Source organism: Neobacillus sp. YX16 (assembly GCF_030123505.1).
Taxonomy (GTDB): Bacteria; Bacillota; Bacilli; order Bacillales; family Cytobacillaceae; genus Neobacillus.
The window spans coordinates 816,904-837,744 of the sequence record NZ_CP126115.1 but is presented as its reverse complement, the minus strand read 5'-3'; the positions used below and the strand labels follow the sequence as shown (position 1 = coordinate 837,744).

Annotated in this window: 29 protein-coding genes and 1 pseudogene; 14 read left to right on the top strand and 16 right to left on the bottom strand. The window is 37.7% G+C overall.

Annotated features, from left to right (window positions below; genetic code table 11):
- Nucleotides 1–133: 133 nt before the first annotated feature.
- On the bottom strand, nt 134–811 hold the full coding sequence (locus QNH48_RS04170) for an AlkZ-related protein (RefSeq protein WP_283953884.1): 678 nt from the start codon (nt 809–811) through the stop codon (nt 134–136).
- Nucleotide 812: 1 nt separating this feature from the next.
- The gene (locus QNH48_RS04165) at nt 813–1,358 is read right to left on the bottom strand and encodes an HD domain-containing protein (protein WP_283953883.1); all 546 of its coding nucleotides are present in this window, start codon (nt 1,356–1,358) and stop codon (nt 813–815) included.
- A 190-nt stretch (nt 1,359–1,548) separates the two neighbouring features.
- On the opposite strand from QNH48_RS04165, the gene QNH48_RS04160 reads away from it, so the two are divergent.
- Nucleotides 1,549–1,734, top strand: coding sequence for a hypothetical protein (locus QNH48_RS04160; RefSeq protein WP_283953882.1), 186 nt, complete (start codon nt 1,549–1,551; stop codon nt 1,732–1,734).
- A gap of 139 nt (nt 1,735–1,873) precedes the next feature.
- The gene (locus tag QNH48_RS04155; RefSeq protein ID WP_283953881.1) at nt 1,874–2,650 is read left to right on the top strand and encodes an alpha/beta hydrolase; all 777 of its coding nucleotides are present in this window, start codon (nt 1,874–1,876) and stop codon (nt 2,648–2,650) included.
- A 48-nt stretch (nt 2,651–2,698) separates the two neighbouring features.
- On the opposite strand, the gene QNH48_RS04150 is transcribed toward QNH48_RS04155, so the two are convergent.
- Nucleotides 2,699–3,154, bottom strand: coding sequence for a DUF2269 family protein (locus QNH48_RS04150; protein WP_283953880.1), 456 nt, complete (start codon nt 3,152–3,154; stop codon nt 2,699–2,701).
- Nucleotides 3,155–3,300: 146 nt separating this feature from the next.
- On the opposite strand from QNH48_RS04150, the gene QNH48_RS04145 reads away from it, so the two are divergent.
- On the top strand, nt 3,301–3,693 hold the full coding sequence (locus tag QNH48_RS04145) for a YbaN family protein (protein WP_283953879.1): 393 nt from the start codon (nt 3,301–3,303) through the stop codon (nt 3,691–3,693).
- 77 nt (nt 3,694–3,770) lie between these two features.
- Here QNH48_RS04145 and QNH48_RS04140 read toward each other — a convergent pair whose 3' ends face one another.
- From QNH48_RS04140 to QNH48_RS04100, 9 genes are all read right to left on the bottom strand, one after another.
- Complete coding sequence (locus QNH48_RS04140; RefSeq protein WP_283955678.1) at nt 3,771–4,238, bottom strand: GNAT family N-acetyltransferase; 468 nt, start codon at nt 4,236–4,238, stop codon at nt 3,771–3,773.
- A 52-nt stretch (nt 4,239–4,290) separates the two neighbouring features.
- Complete coding sequence (locus QNH48_RS04135; RefSeq protein WP_283953878.1) at nt 4,291–4,800, bottom strand: GNAT family N-acetyltransferase; 510 nt, start codon at nt 4,798–4,800, stop codon at nt 4,291–4,293.
- A 16-nt stretch (nt 4,801–4,816) separates the two neighbouring features.
- Nucleotides 4,817–5,818 carry a glutathione S-transferase family protein gene (locus QNH48_RS04130; protein ID WP_283953877.1) on the bottom strand — a complete coding sequence of 334 codons (1,002 nt, stop codon included), beginning with the start codon at nt 5,816–5,818 and terminating at the stop codon, nt 4,817–4,819.
- Between the two features lie 20 nt (nt 5,819–5,838).
- The gene (locus tag QNH48_RS04125) at nt 5,839–6,288 is read right to left on the bottom strand and encodes a GNAT family N-acetyltransferase (RefSeq protein ID WP_283953876.1); all 450 of its coding nucleotides are present in this window, start codon (nt 6,286–6,288) and stop codon (nt 5,839–5,841) included.
- Nucleotides 6,285–6,791, bottom strand: a complete 507-nt coding sequence (locus QNH48_RS04120; RefSeq protein ID WP_283953875.1) for a GNAT family N-acetyltransferase — start codon at nt 6,789–6,791, stop codon at nt 6,285–6,287. Before QNH48_RS04120 ends, QNH48_RS04125 begins: the two co-directional genes overlap by 4 nt.
- A 226-nt stretch (nt 6,792–7,017) precedes the next feature.
- Nucleotides 7,018–7,164, bottom strand: coding sequence for a hypothetical protein (locus tag QNH48_RS04115; protein WP_179292611.1), 147 nt, complete (start codon nt 7,162–7,164; stop codon nt 7,018–7,020).
- A 57-nt stretch (nt 7,165–7,221) separates the two neighbouring features.
- Nucleotides 7,222–7,659, bottom strand: coding sequence for a GNAT family N-acetyltransferase (locus tag QNH48_RS04110; RefSeq protein WP_283953874.1), 438 nt, complete (start codon nt 7,657–7,659; stop codon nt 7,222–7,224).
- A gap of 16 nt (nt 7,660–7,675) precedes the next feature.
- Nucleotides 7,676–8,551, bottom strand: a complete 876-nt coding sequence (locus tag QNH48_RS04105) for an NAD-dependent epimerase/dehydratase family protein (protein WP_283953873.1) — start codon at nt 8,549–8,551, stop codon at nt 7,676–7,678.
- 148 nt (nt 8,552–8,699) lie between these two features.
- Nucleotides 8,700–8,969, bottom strand: a complete 270-nt coding sequence (locus tag QNH48_RS04100; protein WP_095249017.1) for a YggT family protein — start codon at nt 8,967–8,969, stop codon at nt 8,700–8,702.
- A 412-nt stretch (nt 8,970–9,381) separates the two neighbouring features.
- On the opposite strand from QNH48_RS04100, the pseudogene QNH48_RS04095 reads away from it, so the two are divergent.
- From QNH48_RS04095 to QNH48_RS04080, 4 genes and pseudogenes are all read left to right on the top strand, one after another.
- Nucleotides 9,382–9,585, top strand: a pseudogene (locus QNH48_RS04095) (SCP2 sterol-binding domain-containing protein); the annotation flags it as partial.
- A 169-nt stretch (nt 9,586–9,754) separates the two neighbouring features.
- Nucleotides 9,755–10,504: a DeoR/GlpR family DNA-binding transcription regulator gene (locus tag QNH48_RS04090; protein WP_283953872.1), complete on the top strand. Its 750-nt coding sequence runs from the start codon at nt 9,755–9,757 to the stop codon at nt 10,502–10,504.
- On the top strand, nt 10,501–11,427 hold the full coding sequence (gene pfkB, locus QNH48_RS04085; protein WP_283953871.1) for a 1-phosphofructokinase: 927 nt from the start codon (nt 10,501–10,503) through the stop codon (nt 11,425–11,427). The genes QNH48_RS04090 and pfkB overlap by 4 nt, the downstream gene beginning before the upstream one ends.
- A 2-nt stretch (nt 11,428–11,429) precedes the next feature.
- A complete protein-coding gene (locus QNH48_RS04080; protein WP_283955677.1) occupies nt 11,430–13,301 on the top strand; it encodes a PTS fructose transporter subunit IIABC in 1,872 nt (623 codons plus the stop codon).
- A 236-nt stretch (nt 13,302–13,537) separates the two neighbouring features.
- Here QNH48_RS04080 and QNH48_RS04075 read toward each other — a convergent pair whose 3' ends face one another.
- Together QNH48_RS04075 and QNH48_RS04070 are read right to left on the bottom strand one after the other, a co-directional pair.
- On the bottom strand, nt 13,538–14,356 hold the full coding sequence (locus QNH48_RS04075) for an HAD family hydrolase (RefSeq protein WP_283953870.1): 819 nt from the start codon (nt 14,354–14,356) through the stop codon (nt 13,538–13,540).
- Between the two features lie 97 nt (nt 14,357–14,453).
- Nucleotides 14,454–14,897 carry a hypothetical protein gene (locus tag QNH48_RS04070; protein ID WP_283953869.1) on the bottom strand — a complete coding sequence of 148 codons (444 nt, stop codon included), beginning with the start codon at nt 14,895–14,897 and terminating at the stop codon, nt 14,454–14,456.
- A 182-nt stretch (nt 14,898–15,079) separates the two neighbouring features.
- Between QNH48_RS04070 and QNH48_RS04065 the strand changes: the two genes are divergently transcribed.
- Together QNH48_RS04065 and QNH48_RS04060 are read left to right on the top strand one after the other, a co-directional pair.
- Nucleotides 15,080–16,105: a dihydroorotate dehydrogenase gene (locus QNH48_RS04065; RefSeq protein WP_283953868.1), complete on the top strand. Its 1,026-nt coding sequence runs from the start codon at nt 15,080–15,082 to the stop codon at nt 16,103–16,105.
- A gap of 66 nt (nt 16,106–16,171) precedes the next feature.
- A complete protein-coding gene (locus QNH48_RS04060) occupies nt 16,172–16,906 on the top strand; it encodes a hypothetical protein (RefSeq protein WP_283953867.1) in 735 nt (244 codons plus the stop codon).
- Between the two features lie 57 nt (nt 16,907–16,963).
- On the opposite strand, the gene QNH48_RS04055 is transcribed toward QNH48_RS04060, so the two are convergent.
- On the bottom strand, nt 16,964–17,152 hold the full coding sequence (locus tag QNH48_RS04055) for a hypothetical protein (RefSeq protein ID WP_283953866.1): 189 nt from the start codon (nt 17,150–17,152) through the stop codon (nt 16,964–16,966).
- Nucleotides 17,153–17,289: 137 nt separating this feature from the next.
- On the opposite strand from QNH48_RS04055, the gene QNH48_RS04050 reads away from it, so the two are divergent.
- The gene (locus QNH48_RS04050) at nt 17,290–17,496 is read left to right on the top strand and encodes a zinc ribbon domain-containing protein (protein WP_034674363.1); all 207 of its coding nucleotides are present in this window, start codon (nt 17,290–17,292) and stop codon (nt 17,494–17,496) included.
- A gap of 25 nt (nt 17,497–17,521) precedes the next feature.
- Nucleotides 17,522–17,791: a DUF3949 domain-containing protein gene (locus QNH48_RS04045; RefSeq protein ID WP_283953865.1), complete on the top strand. Its 270-nt coding sequence runs from the start codon at nt 17,522–17,524 to the stop codon at nt 17,789–17,791.
- 41 nt (nt 17,792–17,832) lie between these two features.
- Here the strand turns inward: QNH48_RS04045 and QNH48_RS04040 are convergent, their stop codons facing one another.
- Nucleotides 17,833–18,249, bottom strand: coding sequence for an NUDIX hydrolase (locus QNH48_RS04040; RefSeq protein WP_283953864.1), 417 nt, complete (start codon nt 18,247–18,249; stop codon nt 17,833–17,835).
- Nucleotides 18,250–18,348: 99 nt separating this feature from the next.
- Between QNH48_RS04040 and QNH48_RS04035 the strand changes: the two genes are divergently transcribed.
- The 3 genes from QNH48_RS04035 (at nt 18,349) to QNH48_RS04025 (ending at nt 20,829) form a co-directional block, all read left to right on the top strand.
- Nucleotides 18,349–18,498 (top strand): hypothetical protein, encoded by a 150-nt coding sequence (locus tag QNH48_RS04035; RefSeq protein ID WP_283953863.1) that lies wholly within the window; start codon nt 18,349–18,351, stop codon nt 18,496–18,498.
- A gap of 207 nt (nt 18,499–18,705) precedes the next feature.
- On the top strand, nt 18,706–19,959 hold the full coding sequence (locus QNH48_RS04030) for a dicarboxylate/amino acid:cation symporter (RefSeq protein ID WP_283953862.1): 1,254 nt from the start codon (nt 18,706–18,708) through the stop codon (nt 19,957–19,959).
- 240 nt (nt 19,960–20,199) lie between these two features.
- Complete coding sequence (locus QNH48_RS04025) at nt 20,200–20,829, top strand: chromate transporter (protein WP_283953861.1); 630 nt, start codon at nt 20,200–20,202, stop codon at nt 20,827–20,829.
- The last annotated feature ends 12 nt before the right edge of the window (nt 20,830–20,841 follow it).

Here is a 20,841-nt window from a genome sequence, read left to right as displayed (position 1 = left end):
CTTTTTATATAAAATATGAATTGTAGGATAGAGTGGACATGCTCGTATCACGGGTTGTTTAAAAAAATGGGGTGCAGATGGTTTACGTTTCAGTCTGTTTGAGCATAAAAAAAGGAAATCGTCGTGATTTCCTCTATAGCCCAAATATTTTATTGAAGGCTTTCATTGCCTCATTACTGCAAATGGAGGCAAAATGATCTCTTACCTTCATTTTCGCTTCTTCCTTTTCAATCTGACTATCATCAATCCTATGATTCTTTGCCCAATAGTTCATTGTTTCAAAAGAGGTACTACTCCATCCATTTTTCTCACCAGCATCATTCGTCTTTGCTTTCGTCCCTGAAACACATATATCCATGGAACCCTGCAACTCCAGAAGAGCGTTATCAAATAACTTCTTCTTTTCTTTATCCTTCATTCCTGCTTCTACTCTCAATACTCTAGTGTCTATTCCTTCATTCTCCTTAATAAGCGCAAACAGCTCTACAGCTTCTCTCGACATTAGCCCATCCTGATACCGAGCTTCTATCGAAAGAGGAGATCCCAAAATAGCACGATAGAAAGGTAACAGTTCCGTAGATAGTAAAACAGATTTCTTTTTAACAAATTTACCATATGCGGCTGATCCATCTCCTGGAAACTTTGCACGCCACAGCCATGGATCCAGCTCGGAACCCGTATACCAATGTTCCTTCGCAGTTATACTATCGAGCGAGGGATAATTAGGGATGAGTTTCGCCAATGGCAGAAACCCAATTTCTCTTATTACCTCTATAGCTTCTTCATATGTATGAACCTTATACTCCTTCATCCTAAGCCGTCTCCCTGAAAAGTCGATTGACTTCATTTCGTAATTCTGTAAGTAAATCAAAGGTGGATTGGCTCCCCAAGCTTTCTACTATATTTGTGTAATACCACTTTTGTTGTTCCTTTCCTGCATTAAATCTGGCCCAAACCTCTTCGCCAACTATTTCATAATCTCTTATAATGGACCGAATATTATGTAGTTTATCTGCACAAACAACAATTCGAATTTCCTCCGAAGCACCTTTTAAGTATTCAATGGTATGCTCCTTCCTGTCCTTCCATGGAAGGGATTTATCGGGTTCCGAACTGCCTTCAACGATTTCAGCAATCTTTGTTCCAAATTCCCTTTTGATGTCTTCAAGTGTTAGTTCCGTATCCTCAACCGTATCATGTAAGATTCCGGATGCAACAATTTCCTCACTGTACCCGTTCTTTACTAACAGCATTCCCACAGCCACAGGGTGTGTAATATATGGAATGTCCGTATTTTTTCGATATTGTCCTTCATGAGACTTACTAGCTAACTGCAGCGCTTTTTCAACTATATCCAAATTGACCTTCCTCCAATCAAGGTAACCTTCCACCATCCTTTATTTTTACCTTATTTCCACACCGTATAACAAAAATCCTTCTTGGCTTTATTAAGATCAATTATTTCGATAGAAAAATGTATAATTTGTCCAATCACATAATTTTGTACGAGCATATTTTATAGTACAAACCTGAAAGGGGGGATATGGAATGTCTAATGAAAGAAGACGTCGTGATGATGATGATCGCAGAGAAGTCAGAAGAGTTTTTATTGATGCAGAAGAAGTTATTATCCGTGCTGATAGAGTAAGAATTGCTGGCGATGATGACAGAAGAAATGATGACAGAAGAGATGACGACAGAAGATGTAGAAGAGACAGATTCTGGTGGGGTTAATTGATTCTTTAAAGGGATAATTACAATTCCCGCAGGCTGGTGAGACAAATCGATCTCCCCAGCCTGTTTTTATTCCACCACTTTTCTTACTAATATGGTAAATTAATGAAGTAGAGTTTATAGAATAGTAGGTGTGCTGATGATAGAAAAATTTCACGTTTATATGTCCTCATTCCTTCAAGAAAGAATGATTCGAGTGTATCTGCCTTTGAGTTATCATGAATCAAAAAAACGATACCCTGTCTTGTATATGCACGATGGGCAAAATGTTTTTGAAGATGATGGCGCCATTAAGGGCGTATCTTTAGGATTAAAAAATTTCTTAGATAAAAACAAAATGGCATTAATCGTGGTAGCAATCGACTTAAATCCTGAAGGAGAAGAACGCTTTAACGAATACTGCCCATGGGTAACCGGAGCAATCGCAGAGAAAGTAATTGGTCATCCCAGCTCTTCTGGTGGTAAAGGTGAACAATACTTGGACTTTATCGTAAATGAACTGAAACCATTAATAGACGATAAATACCGAACTCGTAAGGACCAGACTTCGATGGCTGGTATTTCATTAGGAGGTCTTATCTCTACATATGCAGCCTGCCGCTATCCACATATTTTCAAGCGAATTGCGGCAATATCTCCTGGATATTATCGCAACCAAGAGGAACTCGAGGTATTCGTCAGGAATTCTGATTTATCTGCAGTTGAGAGGTTTTATATGGATTTTGGTACTCAGGAAGTCAGCGATGATAAAGATTTGAATAATCAGCTTACAGATATGATTCAATCCATCTATGAAATTTTGAGCAGCAAAATTGAAGATACCCGCTACCAAACGATTAAAGATGGTGAACACAATTATACTTCGTTTAAAAAGAGATTTCCTGAAGTAATAGAATATCTATTTTCAGATATTTAAGCGTAAAAAGGTATGGCTACCAAATCTGTGCCGTACCTTTTATTAATATTAAAATGGTTTTAAAATCATTAACGCTATAATGATAATAAAAATAACGTTTGCTAAGTGTTCATATCTGAATAGAATTTTTGATAAACGATAATATTCTTCAGGGATTTCCTCCCCCTGGTGAGAGGCTAATAAAGACTTTACTGGCTTAGACCTCGGTGATAACAAAAGTGGTCCACTTGCGAGAGCTGCTAAAAAAAGTACGAGACTTGTTACATACCAGCCCATCCGGAACAGGCTTGGATTCATGAAGCCCATTATTAAACCTGTGATGAGTAAAAGCGTACCGCCCACCATCACAAAGATGTGCAGTTTATTTCTAACGGCATAGGAATGCCTTAATTCTGTCATTGTCTTTCCCGACTTTACAACGGTCGTAAGGATAAAGCCTGGACCCATTCCCATAATCGCTGAAAAAATATGTATCACTACGATAACTTTATAGAATGTAATCATTTAATAGCAGCCCCCATTCTCTAGACCTCATTATTTTAACATAATGGTGGTTAAAACAGTTTTAATGTACTTAATCTGTCAAAAAACTTTCTCTTTTAAAGTGCTATAATATAGAGGTACATTGAACGAACAGGGGACAAAGCGATATGAATAAAATTGTAAAACTTCTATATATTATTATCGGTTTTATTGCCCTGGGCTTAGGAGTTCTGGGTCTTATATTGCCAGTGGTACCGACAACTCCATTATTATTACTAGCTTCCTACTGTTTTGTAAAAGGATCTGAGCGCTTTGAAATTTGGTTCAAGGGTACCACTCTCTATAAACGCCACTTAGAGACTTTTGTAAAAGAGAGGTCGATGACGTTAAAACAAAAGCTCACGATTTTGTTATTCGCTGATGTGATGATTGCCATTCCCTTTTTCATCCTTGATAGCCTAATGGTCCGGGTCATGCTCGTATTGATTGTGATATATAAATATTATTACTTCATCTATAAAATAAAAACAGGACCTGTAGTATCTACAAAAGAAAATTAAAAACACTTGTCGCTATGACAAGTGTTTTTAATTGATTAGTTATGCAGCCTTGAAGACTAGCTCTTTAAAATACCTTATTAAATCGGACGACAATATCTTAATGATATGTAGCTTTCTCCCACTTCATTTCCATACCCATGTTGTTCATGTTGTAAAACAAATCCTCTTGCCTCATAGAATGGAATTCCTTTTATATTATCTTTATTAACAGAAACCCACTGCTCGGTGGCATTATAGTCTTCTTTCTGCTGCTTCGTGATAGCATCCAGGAGTTTGGTGCCAATTCCCTCATTACGCCGGCTGGGATTCAGATACAAAACAAAAACTTCTCCTGAAGTTCCGCTGATCATTCCTCCGCCACCAGCCCCGACTACTTCGTCATTTTCAATTGCAACAAAATATCCTCCCCACTGCTTGCTGGTAGTGGATACTTCGCTCATTATTCTCTCAGTATTGTAAAATTCTTTTATAATCCTCTCAATATATCCTTTACTATGTGTTTTACTGTACGTGGCCCGGTACCCATCTGAGCATACTTTAGAAATTCCATGTACATAATCACGATTTGCTTTTCAAATTTTTATCATAGTATTTCGCCTACTCATTGTTTATGGATAATCGATAGGCTTTTACAATAATGCCATCGTTTGCAGGAATAAAGTCATATTGTGGTAATCTTTCGAAACCAATCCGCTCATATAGTTTCATTGCATTTTTCATAAATTCGCCTGTATGAAGCCCAATTGAATGGTACCCCTTCTCTTTTGAAAGCTTAATACATTCAGAAATTAAGGCCGTAGCCACTCCTTTCCCGCGCGCTGCTGGAGAAACCGCGAGCATTCGTATTTCCGGATAATCCACCGCGTCAACCTTACCTTCATAGGCATCTGTCTCTGCCGGGAACAAAGCAACACTTCCGAGAATCACCCCATCTACTTCTGCTACTAGCAGCTCAACTCCAGGCTTTGTATCGGCCGTCGATGAAATGGCCTGTTTCAATGCCTGCCAATGACCCTCAGGGATGATTGCAGCATGCTCCTTGTAAGAGATTACTCTTTGTTCTCGTATATATGGTAATTCGCTTTCTAATGCTTTACGAATAATCATTACCTCAACTCCCTTCTTAACGAATGAGAAATTTTTCTTCCTTATTACTTAATTCTTGGCGGTTATGCTGAGAATGAAGTCCTGAAAGGTCCGGTCCTTTTGGCAAAATACCATTATGCCCCTTTTGATCATCGCTTGCTATGTGGTTCGATAGATGATAATGCCTTTTAATTGCATCAAAATCTGTGGTATCACCAAAACCAGGTGTTTGATATAAATCTCGTAAATAACCCCATAGATGTGGGAAATCAACAATCCGATTTCGATTGGTCTTAAATGCGGAGTAATAGGCAGCATCGAAACGGACTAATGTAGCGAATAGCCGTACATCGGAATCGGTAATATAGTCTCCGTGCAGGAAACGTTGTGTTGAAAATCGCTTCTCTAATTCATCCAATCTAGCAAACAAAATATCATATGCCAGCTCATACGCATCCTGAGATTGAGCAAAGCCGCATTTATACACACCATTATTCACTTCATGGAAGATGACATCGTTTAGGGCATCTATTTCTTCACGTAATGATTCAGGATATAAATCTGGTGCATTTTCCTTATGAAAAGGAGCCCAGACTGTTTCTAAATAGTTTGTTAGTTTGAAATAATCATTGTTTACAACTTTTTGTTCCTTCACATCCACGATGACAGGAACGGTAGGTCTCCCCGAATAATCTGGATCTGCTTTCTTATAGATTCCGCTCATATAGCGAATTCCTAAAACAGGGTCTACCCCGCCTTCATCTAAAGAAAATTCCCAGTCTACATGTGGAAGTTTTGGTCGCATCGGACTAGCGGTACCTAAACTGATTACATCTTCTAATCCTAGTATTCTTCTGACAATCACTGAACGATGTGCCCATGGGCAAACTGCTGACCATAATAGTCGATATCTACCCGCTTCAACAGGCAGTTCTCCTACACCAACTCCAAACGGTGTATTAAATCTATTTTTCTGCCGGTTAAAAGACCCATCAGTTTTAATTTCTGCCGCAATATTTCCCTGCTTATTTGCTGTCATTCTATCCACCTCTTTTTTAGTTAAAGCTTATAAAAATAATATCGAAATTCTTCATCTTGTTTAAAGCCTTGTTTTTCCCAAAAACTCCATGCCTTTTTATTTGTATGTTCGACTGATAGTTCAATGCCTTTTGATTTTGTTAATAAGGTAAATTCCTTCACGGCCGTAAAAAGCTGTGATCCAACTCCGCTTCCCCTAAACTCTTCAGCAATGAAAAAGTCATTTAGCAGCCAAACACGTTGTAATGTTAAGGAAGAAAATACAGGGTAAAGCTGTGCAAATCCAATCACTTCATCTTGTTGCTCTGCAATAAAAATAACGGATTCTAAGTGTTCAAATCTATCAAATAGAAACTCTTCCACCATATCCGGGTCTTTTTTCTGACCAAAGTATTTTCGGTAAGAGTCAAAAATGGGTACTATTCTATGTAAGTCTTGTATGGTTGCTTGTCTAATGGTGGGTTTTTTCATTTTAAATGCAGCACCCTATGTTCATCGTCCATGTAAACACCATTCAGTTTGATGGCTTTTTCTTCAAATCCATATACCTTAAAGCCTAATTTCGTATATAGTTTCTTTGCTGGTTCATTACTTGCAACAACTGATAAATTAATTTTTTCAATTGCTTCGATTGATCTCGCTTTATTAATCGCTTCTGTGAGTAATGCTTCCCCCACACCTGCTCCTTGTTTCCGGGGAGTAACATACATCGCAAAAATGTTTGCACGATGTTGTATTTTTTCTGCCATCTCTTGTAAAAGTGTTACAACACCAATTAGCTCATTACCTTCAAACGCCCCAAAAGTATAATTACCTTCTGTTTTAAAATTACTTTCAACCTGTGCAATCGGATTTTCTCTTTTCATAGCGTCTTCATAGCTAGTTAAAAATGCTTCTGGAGCCTTTTTTAAGGCTTCTAATCTTAGTTCCCAGTATTTTTCTGCATCTGAAGAGGTAAGTTGTCTAATCTCCATGGGACATCCTCCCTTTACATTTAAATGGTATACCTAATATATTACTAAAATTCTAAAAAGATAGATAATAAAATTTACTTTCCGTTCATGACGGGGATCATTGGATAGGAAACGGTTCATGGTTACCACTTTCCACGTCTTTTATAATTTTCGGTCATCATGAGTCTTCAATTTTAGATTAACTTCAAAAAAAAGAGGCTTATCGCCTCTTTTCACCTAAAATGATTTATTTATCCGCCGCTTCCGGATTGCTTCCATATTGATTTGAACTTTTTGGGTTACCTTCTGTAATCACACGGTCAATATCCAGATACGGTTTACCACGCAACGCTTCATTACAAATAATCGTATCATTTTGCGTTTCATTATTCATTCTAGCTACCTCCAAAGAATTTTTTCTTATAAAGGTAGTATGTGTAATCTTATCCATTTATAAAGAAAAATAGTAAAAGTAATTAGATTCTTTTTTGAAGCCGATTTTTTCGTATAGTCTTTGAGCTGTTACATTTTCCTGACCTGTTTCTAATGATAATCCTTTGGCACCTGTTTCCTCAGCAAATTCAATGGATTTTTGAATTAGTTTCTCTCCAAAACCCTTTTTGCGAGCAGATGCATTTACATATAAATCATTAAGGACCCATGACCGTTTCATACTAACAGAGGAAAAGGTTGGATATAGCTGAACAAAACCAACCGGATAATCCTCATCATATGCGATAAAAATGACTGAATCCTCATTTAGTATTCTTTCTTTTAAAAAGGATTTTGCACCTTCAAAATTAGATTCCTGCTTATAAAACACTCTATAGGAATCAAATAGCTCTGTTAATGAATCTAGCTCATCTAATGTTGTCTTCCGAATACTCACGGTATTTCCCCCTCTATTAAAACTTTGAATAGTGTTGGATTAAATTTTTCAAAAGATTATCTAACGATGTAAAACTGAACCCCATGGACTGAGCAAGACTCGTATTCACCGACCACGATCCAGGCAAATTATAAGGAGATGGGTCACCATCTACACTTAAGATCGCTTTAGTGCCAATTAGTTCCTCAATTAAACCGTTTAATTCGCTCAAACTGATATCTTCCTCAGAACCTGGATTAATCGGTCCATGATAATCTGACTTCGCCATACTTAATAAAAAGGAAGCCGCTTCGCCTGAGTCAATAAAACTATATCTAAAGTTAGGATGTTCAATGAACATCGCTTTTCCTTCTTTCACATGCTCAACATGGAAGTTTAAACGATTGGTATAATCGTCTTTTCCAATAATAATTGGAAAACGGACGGCAGTCACAGGGAAGTCTGAATTCTGAAAAAGGATTGCCTCCGCTGCTCGTTTTGCTTCTTGATATCCAACATACCCTATGTATTCTCTCCTCGATTTTAATACAGGCGGAAACTCCAGTGGATTAAAGCTTTCCTCAGTACAATTTGTCCCAAAATCATAAACTGCCTGACTCGAAGTAAATAGATACTTTTTAACTTTTCCTTTTAGTGCCTTCAGTGTATCAAGGCCTTCTTGTGATGAATAACAGGTTTGATCGAAAACAACATCCCATTCCTTATCCTTAAAAGCTTGATCCATTGATTCTGCGTCTTCACGGTTCATTATCAATCTAGTAACTTGATTACCAAAGGAATCAGGCGTCAAACCTCTTGTCGCAATGGTCACTTCTACTCCTTCATTTACTAATAATTGCACCAATCTTTTGCCAACAAATTGCGTTCCCCCGAGTATTAAAGCAGACTTCATCAAAATCTCCCCCTTTCATCATCCTATTTTTTAGAATACCTTAAATTACCAGTTAAGTGATACTAATATTTTCTGATAAATATGATAGAAATAGGGCTTTACCTACACCTAAATGTAAGTAAAGCCCTAGCTTCCATTTCATAATTAATTAAAAGGCACCTGCCATGATTAACAGCTGCTGTAGACCTGCTAGAGCAAATCTCCCGATAAAGCTGTAGGCCAAAATCGCAATGATTGGTGAAAAGTCAATCATACCTAGAGGCGGGATAAATTTTCTAAAGACAGACAAGTACGGATTAACAAGTCTCCCTATCAAGAGGCCAACTTTACTCGTTTGAAATTGCGGAAACCAAGATCCAAAAATATTAATCAAAATTAACCAATAGTAAATATCATAGATATAATTTGCTACTACCATTATATTTGTGCCCAAATTTATTCTTCCTATCTATAAAAATTTTTTACAATACCGCTACCTGTACATATACGTATTATACTCAATAAGGTTTCAAATATATCTATATTTTTAACTAAAACTGTTTTAATTCTCAAAAGCGTGAAGAATCTAAAAAGTTCAGAAAACTTTCACCCCCTTCACAGCCTCCAATTATTATTATTAAACTATGAAATATGCGTGGGTTTTACTAATTTCTAGGGGGAATTGCTAAATGGTGAAAGCAATAAGAGAGTATTCTTTAGAAGACCTAATGGAAAGAATCGAAGAAATCTTCAATCAAAATCCCAACCCTATTCAAGGTTTTAATGCTGTTGTTCAGTAAGACGTTTATGGGGAGGAAAAGGGAACCTACCAGCATTATTTTAATTATGGAAAACTTACGATTAAAAAAGGAATCGAAACTACCCCTACCTGTACGATGCAATTGTCGTACGATAGCTTTAAGAAATTTGTTCTAGGAAAACAAAGTGGAACGATGGCGCTGCTAACAGGAAGAGTTCGAGTGTTAGGGAACTTAAGTACTGCCATGAGGATTGAAACCATTTTAAGACGATACAATATTAGAGAACCTTTTTAATTTTATTTTGGAAATACTATCTGTTACAAGGATGCTAAAAGGCATCCTTTTTTATTTGGAGTTTTTTGAACGAAAAAGAATGATTATGAATTTTTGTGATTGATTTTTGAAGACTTCAGTTGTAAAATGAAAATAGAAGAAAATGAAAGCGTTTTAGGAGGCGGTAAAAATGTTAGAGCCAGAACGCCATCAAATTATATTAGAAGCATTAAAAGTTAAAAATTCAGTAAAACTTCAAGAACTCGTGGAATTAACAAATTCCTCTGAGTCCACGATCCGAAGAGATCTTATACAGCTAGAAGAAGGAAAATTTCTCAAGCGAGTCCATGGTGGTGCTGCAAGGCTGCAAGGAAAGCTCCAGGAACCAAGCATGATTGAGAAATCCTCCAAAAACCTTCAACCTAAACGTCAAATTGCACAGTACGCCGGTAGCTTAGTGGAAGAAGGAGACTGTATCTATTTAGATGCAGGTTCCACTATATTCGAAATGATTCCTTTCCTTCCAGAGAACATCGTGGTAGTAACAAACGGATTAACACACGTAAATGAACTACTTGAAAAAAATATAAAAACTTTTTTAATAGGTGGATATGCTAAGCCAACAACAAAAGCCTTAATTGGACGCGGGGCATTAGATAGTCTGGAACATTATCGTTTTGATAAATGCTTTATGGGAGTAAACGGAATTCACTCCCAATTTGGCTATACCACACCCGATCCCGAAGAAGCAATGGTCAAAAAATTAGCGATTTCTTTATCTCGTGAAGCATTTGTGGTTTCGGATGAATCAAAATTCTCGGAAATTGCTTTTGCAAAAATTGCTGATTTACATCTGGCAACCATTATCACAAATGAATTAGACCCTGCTACGCAGGAGCATTATCACAGCAAAACAAAAATTAAGGTGGTTACATCATGATATATACAGTTACGTTAAACCCATCACTTGATTATATCGTAGAAGTAGAACAGGTAACGCTCGGTGAGTTAAACCGAACAAAAAACGAAACCAAATTTCCAGGCGGAAAAGGAATTAATGTTTCTCAAGTTTTAAAAAGATTAGACGTTGACAGTCATGCTCTTGGATTCTTAGGTGGTTTTACTGGAAATTATATTGAAAAGTTTTTAACTGCACACGGTATAAACACTGACTTTGTGAAGGTCGATGAAGACACAAGAATCAATATAAAGCTTAAGTCAGAAAAAGAAACAGAAATTAATGCAAAAGGACCTCACATTACAGAGGAAAACTTGAATGCCTTGAAAGGAAAAATTCGAGAATTAACAAGCGAAGATATCCTCGTTCTCGCTGGCAGTATTCCATCTACTATGCCAGAAAGTACGTATGAAGAGCTTGTAAAGCTATGTAATGAAAATGGCACGAAATTCGTTGTTGATGCAGAAGGTGAGTTACTTAAGAAGGTACTTCCATTAAACCCCTTCCTAATAAAACCAAATCATCACGAGCTGGGTGACTTATTTAATACCGTTATCAATTCTTGTGAAGAGGTCATTCCTTATGGCAGAGAGCTTATCAAACAAGGCGCACAAAATGTGATTGTATCTCTTGCTGAAAAAGGTGCTGTCCTCATCAATAAGGACCTCGCCTTAATCGCCACTAGCCCAAAAGGTGATGTAAAAAGCTCAGTGGGTGCCGGGGATTCCATGGTGGCCGGTTTTATCGCAACCTATGAAAAAACAAAATCGATAGAAGAAGCTTTTCGTTTTAGTGTGGCAGCTGGCAGCGCGACTGCCTTTTCCATCGGATTATGCACACGCGAACAAATGGAAGGCCTACTCCCTCAAGTAATAGTAGAAAAGACAAACCCAAGAGGAGAATGATGATGAGGATTACAGAGCTATTAACAAAAGAAACCATCAACCTTTCATTAACAAGTACAACAAAAACCGGCGCCATCGAAGAGTTAGTATCGGTTCTAGATAATGCAGGTAAGTTAAGTAATCGCGCAGAATATAAAAAGGCCATTATAAATAGAGAAGAACAAAGTACAACAGGGATTGGTGAAGGTATTGCGATCCCACATGCAAAAACAAACGCTGTTAAACATGCAGCGATTGCGTTTGGGAGATCAAAAGCTGGTGTAAACTATGAATCTCTTGATGGTCAGCCTTCCCACCTCTTCTTTATGATTGCAGCTACAGAAGGGGCAAACAATACACATTTAGAAGCACTTTCTCGACTTTCAACCATTCTATTAAAAGATGAAGTACGCAAACAGCTTTTAGAAGCTAGCAGTGCCGATGAGGTTTTAACCATTATTAATTCTCATGATCAGGAAGAAAAAGAAGAAGAACAATCCATGGCTGGGAAGAAAGAATTTATTGTTGCTGTAACGGCTTGTCCTACTGGTATTGCCCACACGTATATGTCTGCAGATTCGCTAAAAGCAAAAGCGGCAGAAATGGGTGTTGATATTAAGGTTGAAACAAACGGTTCCGGCGGTGCTAAAAATGTGTTAACAGCAGAAGAAATTGAAAATGCTGTAGCCGTTATTGTGGCTGCTGATACAAAAGTTGAAATGAACCGCTTTAATGGCAAGCATGTAATTGAAACTGCCGTCGCGGATGGTATTCGTAAACCAAAAGAACTTATCGAAAGAGCTTTAAAGCAAGATGCTCCTATTTATAGCGGCAGTGACAAATCTAGTCAGGAAAGTGAACAAGCTGGCAGAGGAGTCGGTTCTACTATTTATAAGCACTTAATGAACGGTGTTTCTAATATGCTTCCGTTCGTTGTCGGCGGTGGTATCTTAATCGCAATCAGCTTTATGTTCGGAATTAATTCAGCAAATCCTAATGATCCAACCTATCATCCTATTGCTGAAGCATTGATGACAATTGGCGGCGGAAATGCCTTTGCCTTAATGGTTCCCATTTTAGCAGGATTTATCGCCATGAGTATTGCTGATCGCCCAGGTTTTGCAGCAGGTATGGTCGGCGGAATGCTCGCTACTAGCGGTGGAGCAGGTTTCTTAGGTGGTCTTGTTGCAGGTTTCTTAGCAGGTTATTTAGTAGTAGGATTGAAAAAGCTTCTATCTGGCATGCCTTCTTCTCTTGAAGGAATTAAAACCATCTTATTATATCCTTTATTAGGAATCGCTTTAACTGGATTCATTATGTTATTTGTTATTAATAAGCCTGTTGGTGCACTAAATACAGCTATTTCTGAGTGGTTATCTGGTTTAGGTACAGGAAATGCTGTTTTACTTGGAATTATTTTAGGATTAATGATGTCCTTTGATATGGGCGGCCCTGTCAACAAGGCAGCTTATGTGTTTGGTACTGGGTTATTAGCAAATGGCGTCTATGAACCAATGGCTGCTATTATGGCTGCAGGTATGGTTCCTCCATTAGCCATTGCCATTGCTACAACATTATTTAAGAAAAAGTTTAGCAAACAAGATCAAGAAGCAGGAAAAGTAAACTATATTATGGGATTATCTTTTATCACCGAAGGAGCGATTCCATTTGCAGCAGCTGATCCACTTCGTGTGATTCCATCTGTTATGGCAGGTTCAGCTATTGCCGGTGCTTTATCGATGATGTTCAGTATCGGATTACGTGCCCCGCATGGTGGCGTGTTCGTTATTCCACTTGTAGACGGCAGCTGGGTAATGTATTTATTAGCTGTTGTGATTGGATCAATTGTTTCTGCATTATTAATGGGATTCTTGAAAAAGCCCGTAACCAATTAATATAATGGCACTGTTAAACGTGGCTGTTGATTTGTGCTCCAGGCGCTTCGCTTTCCGCAGGCGGTTCGGGAAGCCTCCTCGGCGCTAAAGCACCTGCGGGGTCTCCCCTGTCCCGTACTCCTGCAGGAGTCTCGCGCCTTCCGCACAAATCAACAGAGTGCCAAAATTAATAATTAGCTTTAACATAGCAAAATAATAAAAGCCCAATTCCGATTAAAAAGGAAATTGGGCTTTTTTTATTTTAAGACTGCTTCTGTATGAAGATTTAGCAGATGACGAACTGCATGGGCAAATCCATCTTCGTCATTCGATTTTGTGATAATGTCTGCCTTTTCCTGGACATGAAGCGGTGCATTTGCCATTGCAACAGAAGTGGTTGCTACCTCGAACATAGCAAGGTCATTACCGCCATCTCCAAAAGCAATAATCTCTTCGAAATTAAGATTCATCATTTTCTGGTATCGCAATAATGCTTTTCCTTTATGCGCTTCATTTGAAGTGATTTCTACATTATTTGGAAATGAAGATGCCATTGAAATATCAAACTTACCCTCTAGCGCCTTCTTAACTTCTTCTACTTTTTCTAATTCGTCATGATGTGTTAAAGCGATTAATTTATAAATTTTCAACTGATCTTTTTCAAGAATTTCATCATAGTTGAATTCTTTAAAAAGAGTATTGAGTTCTTCTTTACTCTTTTTATGCAGCGGCGGTAAAGTGGACGGAAAGCCTCCATAATTGGTATAGACTAAAATCCCAACACCTAATCCCTTTAAGATTGGAAACAGTTCTTTGTACATTTCAATCGATATAGTCGCCTCATACAGAAGTTCTCTTTTTTCTGAGAATAATACAGATCCGTTGACACAAAAAATAGGAATCTCTAAATTTTGTAATCCTTCTATCTTAATGACATCAGCATAAGCGCGGCCCGTGTTTAAAATAACAGCATGGCCCTGTTCATGCAATTCATTGATGGTTTGCAGGTTAGCTTCAGATATATCATGTTCAGAATTTAAAAGCGTACCGTCTAAATCTATCGAGAAACATTTCATATTGTAGTCCTCCTATCTATCTCAAAGACTACTATATCAGATATTCGAGTATTAAAAAAAGTTTAATTTTGGAAGGCACATGAAGACTCAGGGCACATTAGTTTGTAGAATGTCCCTGAGCATTTTCGTTTTTTCTATCCTTTAATATATCTTGAATGATTTCCATATGAAATGCTGCCCATGCTTTTTCGCAAAAATGGATCAATACACTTATACCTAACGTCAGCAGGTAGACGATACAAAAAGCGGCCCAAAGCCAGGATCCATCTTTGAATAGGTAGTATGCTAATTGCTTCGAAAACAGTAATAACAACCAAGGAGCAGAGGATACCAAGATTGGAATAATGCCGGAACCATTGTATTCTTTTATCATTCGGTAATGAATTAATTGCAGTGTATCACTATCTAGAGACAGATATAGAGTTTGAATCTCTTCAATTTCTTTAAATTCCTTTGTTTCCCTTATCGTATCACCATTATTAATCGTTTTTTTCAAGCGCAGAAAAACTTTGTGGGCATCCCCTTTTAAAGAAAAAATCACCTTCACATCCCCTTCCTATATTTAGGGTTTCCTAGAGGTCTATTCTTTTATGAATAAACTTTAATAAAACGTCTGATTCGTTTTTACCGCTTGAGTTTTCGTAATTTTACAAAATCTACACTGCTTGTTATTATTATCCAAGATAGGAGCTTTTCAAATGATAAATTTAGAAGGTGTTGTTTATGCCAGATTGGTCATATCACCCATTAAAGAGACTGTTACTAGATAAAATGAGGCCGAAAACAAGCCGAGAGTTTATCCATACATCCATGAGCACCATTGCGTCCATACCTGGCGGCCGGAAACTTATTGGTTTTTTAGGACATATGCAGCCCCCTCAGGAATTTCAAAAAGAATTGAACCAAATTATATTTCCGTCTCCCATTGGATTAAGCGGCCATATAGATCCTAATTTATCAGGCATTAACGCCTTCCAAGAGTTAGGCTTCGGATTTATCGAAATTGGACCAATCGTGCTGAAAGAACCTAAAGCAGTAAAAGAACCCAGAATGGAAAATAGCAGATTTCTGTTTTCTGAGCATCAAGAGAAGGTTCCTCTAAAACTAGTCATTAAAAAATTAACTAGCCTAAATTTTAAAATCCCTATGTTCGCTAAGATAGATGAACAGGTTAACAAAAATGAATGGGATATCATTGTTCAGCATTTAACACCTTTTGTGGACGCTTTCATCATAACAAGTGATCAAATTAACTCATGCCTTAATAAAAGTGAAGTAGCTCTGGAGCGTCCTATTTATGTATCAATTTCATCAAAAGAAGTTAACGAAACAGAAATAGGGGAACTAATAGAGCCTGCTTGTATTGGTGGAATCGTCGTAAATGCTCCTCGTCAATCTGTGGACAGCTACTGGCATGAAGCTGCTAATACAAACGAATGCCTGACTAAAACGGTTAAACAAGTTAAAGACCAAAACCCTGAGTTAATAGTCATAACCTCAGGCGGAGTGGAGACTCCAGAGGAAGCTTGTCGCTTGGTTCATGCTGGTGCAGATTTAGTGTTGTTAACTGAAGGCTATGTTAAAGCAGGTCCAGGATTACCGAAACGGATTCATGAACGATTATTATATGAAGAAGTCCGATCTATTAACAAGCAAAACTGGTATTGGTCCTTTCTATTTGGTTTATCCATCCTAATTGGCGGGATCATTGCCTTATATTTTGCACTTACGAGTATTATTCTTCCCTAAGATGAATCCTTTATCGGACTAACAAGGGCAGATATTTTACAAGTTAATCCACTTATCCTCGTTTTTATGGCACATGACAGAATGGCGTTAGCTGGAACCATGCTATCTGGGGGAATATTGTATATCCAAATGGCTCGTCATGGAATTAAAAATGGTATGCATTGGGCTAAAGTTACTTTTCATAGTGCAGCTATCATAGGGTTTATTGGCATCATTCTTTCTATCGGTTACGGTTACTTTGATTGGCTGCACGGTTTATTTTGGCTTATCTTATTGCCGATATATTTTTTTAGCTTTAGGGAAGGTAAAAGAGTGGCAGGTCCCCCCTTTTCCAGTCATGGAAGTAATGATAAAGCATGGAGATACGGTCTTTATGGACAGCTCATGTTTATTATTATAGGATTTCTAATAGTAGCAGGCGGTATAGTGATTTCCACGATAGGTGTATCCAAAGTTTTCGTGTCAACTGACTTAGACTTCCTGTGTATGTCACCTCAAATGTTAGATCGTATTAGTAACAATTTGATTCCTGTTATCGCACATGACCGAGCAGGGTTTGGCAGTGCCCTAATAAGTGTGGGTTTGCTTATTCTAATGCTTTCCTTGTGGGGTTTTAGAAAAGGGGAACGATGGATTTGGAATACCCTTGCGATAGGAGCCTTACCTGCGTTTATCGCTGGAATTGGAACGCATTTATATATTGGATATACAGATTTTATTCATTTACTTCCCGTTTACTTTTTAGTTATTTTATATTTTTTAGGATTAGGACTGTCTTATCCCTTTTTAAAAAAGAAATAATGAAGCCGTATCGACAACTCGATACGGCTTTATTTAGGTGATAGTCAGAAAGAGTTATTATTCTCCTTCATTAACGATAATTTTATATCCCTCTTGTTTTGGCCCATCTTCATAAACTTCTCTTGAAACGATGTAATAGATTTCTTCCTTATCGTCCGTGATCACCATTTCACTTGGGCTCTTATCGACGGCTGCAGCCTCTAGGCTGAAATAACCCATACCTAACATTGAAACATCAAATGGCACGTTCATCCCTCTTTTCTAGTTTTATTGCATTTTACCTTTTTTCATGTAAGGGGACAAGCTAAAATGTGGAATTATATGAAACATTTTGAAAACCAATACGTAAATAAATGGAAATAATTATAGCTGGGGGGATTATAATGAGTGAAAAGGGCTGTATAAAATGCGGGTCTAGAGATACTGGTCAAAAGGAAGTTGCCATGACCGGAACAGGATTATCAAAAATATTTGATGTTCAACACAACACATTTATCGTTATCTTCTGTAAAAAATGCGGGTATTCCGAATTCTATAACAAAAAGTCGTCCACTTCCTCCAATATTCTTGATTTATTTTTCGGGGGATGATTACTATTAAAAGGGGGAATTTTAGATGGATAAAGTATTTATAATAATTGTTGGCGGCTACATTCTATTATCTTTGATTTTAGTACCTTTTCAATATCGATACGTTGAGCAAATGGAAAAGATGCGGAAGGCGAATGAGAAGAAAGGTATTAGTCAGGGTGAAATGATGGAAAATATGGAATTTGAACAGCAAGTATTACATGCAAATGTGCAGGGTAGTATACTTTTCTTCCTCGCGAATATTTTAGCAACGATTGTTTATAAGGTAAAGCATCGAGAAAAAGCGGCAAGATAGCTGACAGTAGATAAGCGGCTCCGCAACTTGGAGCCGCTTTTTTATGTATTTTTAAAACCAATATAGAATGGATGCTGTTTCTCATCTAAACAATATTCAATTCTTTGCCTAAAGTTTTTCCAGGTGACCATTTCTAATGCTTCTTCTAGTTTGTAGAAACCTACTTCAAGACTCTCTGGACTGGTTGTTAATTCCCCACCGATGGGTTTTCCTAAAAATAAGGTATTACAAATGGAATCCTCAATATTTTGAAAGATTCCACAAAATTTAATAACCTCTATGTCTATCCCAGATTCTTCTTTTGTTTCTCTAATCACAGCATCAGTCAAGGATTCCCCTTCCTCCACCTGACCGCCAGGCATTTCCCATCCTCTACGTGGTCCTTTAATCAGTAATAGTTCATTCTTCTCGTTTAAGACAATTGCTGCAGCTGAAACAATATGTTTTGGTACAGCCATTTTTTCTCCTCCATTCTGTTCTCTATAAAAATAATCTAATTCAATTTCTTGAATTTGTCATTTACTTTTCAACCATACTATTACATGGAGGTGTATGAAATGCCAAAAAATAATCCTATTGAATATACTGGAAAGGTTCTTAATCAAAGGAATCAACTAACTGGTCCCGATGATTCAGGAAAGGCAACGTATCCTGAGCGACCGCAGAATGTTTCTATACAGGATCCAAACACAAAGGAGAGACAATAATATTGCAAAAGAGCTGCCAACAAGGCAGCTTTTATTTTTTTCAAGGGTTACTCAACTTTAACTCTTGCCACCTCCATTTACTTACTTTAATTACAAAACGATTTATAAAGTATTATAAACTATTTAAGTTGTTCACAAAATTGTAATATATTGATAATTCAATAAAATGATATCGTTTTCAAAACAAAAGATCAGGAGGCATGGATAATGAAAATTAATTTTAAAAGTCTCACTACCCAGGTAATTCTGGGAATACTCCTTGGTATTTCAGTCGGTTTAGTTTTTCCTGAGATTGGCTCACAACTAAAGGTCATTGCAGATATTTTTATTAAACTAGTAAAAATGGTGATAGCTCCCATTATATTCCTGACAATCGTCATTGGAATCGCAGGTATGGGAGATTTAAAGAAAGTGGGTAAAATCGGCGGGAAGGCGTTGCTCTATTTTGAAATCGTCTCAACCATCGCTCTAGCCATCGGTATTATCGTTGCGAATGTCATTAAGGCAGGAAAAGGGATTGATGCGGAAGCTGGAAAAGGAGATATCTCCCAATACACAGAAAAAGCTGCTGAAACTAGCCACGGGTTTATGGATTTTATCCTCTCAATTATTCCTGATAGCTTTATAGGTGCCTTTGCTAACGGTGAACTTTTACCAGTACTCCTCTTAGCTGTATTATTCGGAATTTCTTTGGCTCACTTAGGTAACAAGGGAAAACCTGTTATTGAGTTTTTTGAAAAATGTGCTGATGTGTTTTTCGGAATCGTTAATATAATAATGAAGGTTTCTCCATTTGCAGCGTTTGGTGCGATGGCTTACACAATCGGAGAATTTGGAATTGGATCATTATTGTATCTTGGTAAATTAATGGGCTCTGTTTATATTACAATGGCTCTATTCATTATCTTAGTTCTCGGTGGAATTGCCAAATTGTTCGGTTTTAGCATTTTCAAATTCATTGCGTATATAAAGGAAGAAATCCTCCTGGTTGTTGGAACTTCATCATCTGAAGCGGCGTTGCCAAAAATGATGGAAAAGCTTGAAAAGTACGGATGTTCAAAGCCCGTTGTCGGGTTAGTTCTTCCAACAGGATATTCCTTTAACCTTGATGGAACCTCCATTTATCTATCGATGGCTGCATTGTTCATCGCTCAGGCATACGGGGTGGACCTAAGTATTTGGCAGCAAATCACGCTTCTTGCAGTATTAATGTTTACATCAAAAGGTGCTGCAGGCGTCACAGGATCAGGCTTTGTTACACTAGCAGCAACCCTAGCCGTTTTCCCTTCCATACCCGTAGAAGGAATGGCACTTATTCTCGGAGTTGACCGATTCATGTCAGAAGCACGTGCTATCACAAACCTCATCGGAAACGGAGTAGCAACCGTCGTCATCTCCAAAACAGAAGGCGAATTCAAACCCGTACACCAAGTACCAGACAAAAAACAAGTCACAGCCTAAACCTAAAAAATGTGAGCCCCTCCGGCTCACATTTTTTCATTCCCTGCTCCCTTTCATTTATTCACTGTCCGCCTGAGGCGGACAGTGTCCACGGGCGGTGCCTGTCACCCAAATTACTACAATTTACAATTGTTTCTATTTACCCATTTCATATCTTTTGTTACCTTTATATATAGTGTTAGATTCATAGGTTGAAGGGAGCTTTGTTCTCTTTAGTTCTTGTGGAAAGAAGGATTATTTATGAAGGTGAAGTTCCAATGGAAGTTGTTGTTTCAAATTTTTTGGTCGTTTTTTAAGATTAGTCCTGTTACGTTTGGCGGGGGTTTTGCGATGATCCCTTTCATCATAAAAGAAATAGTGGAAAAGCGAAAATGGTTAACGCATGAAGACATTACCGATGTGATAGCATTATCTCAAACGGTTCCAGGAGCGGTAGCGGTGAATTCAGCCACGTTTATTGGTCACAGAATTGGCGGGATAAGAGGAGCGCTAGCTGCGATGATTGGTGTTTCGCTGCCTACATTTCTAATTGTTCTATCTTTAGGCATTTCTTACTTCTACGTTCAAGACAATCCAAAGCTAGAAGCCGCATTTATTTCAATAAGAGCGACAATTGTTGCCATTATTGTCTACGCAGCAATTAGAATAGCAAAAACTGCGATTACCGATAAGACCACATTCTTCATTATGGCTTTGGGTGTCCCAATACTGTTTTTCATCCACCCCATTATTGCCATTTTTCTTGGAGCAATTACGGGATTAGCGACTGTAAAAATTAAACAGAAGTTAGGTTACAATATAGACTTGCATAAGAAAAAGAAAGTGGATCCATCTACTGACCCTGACTATTTCATGGGTGCAGGTATTTAAGAGAGAGGAGTG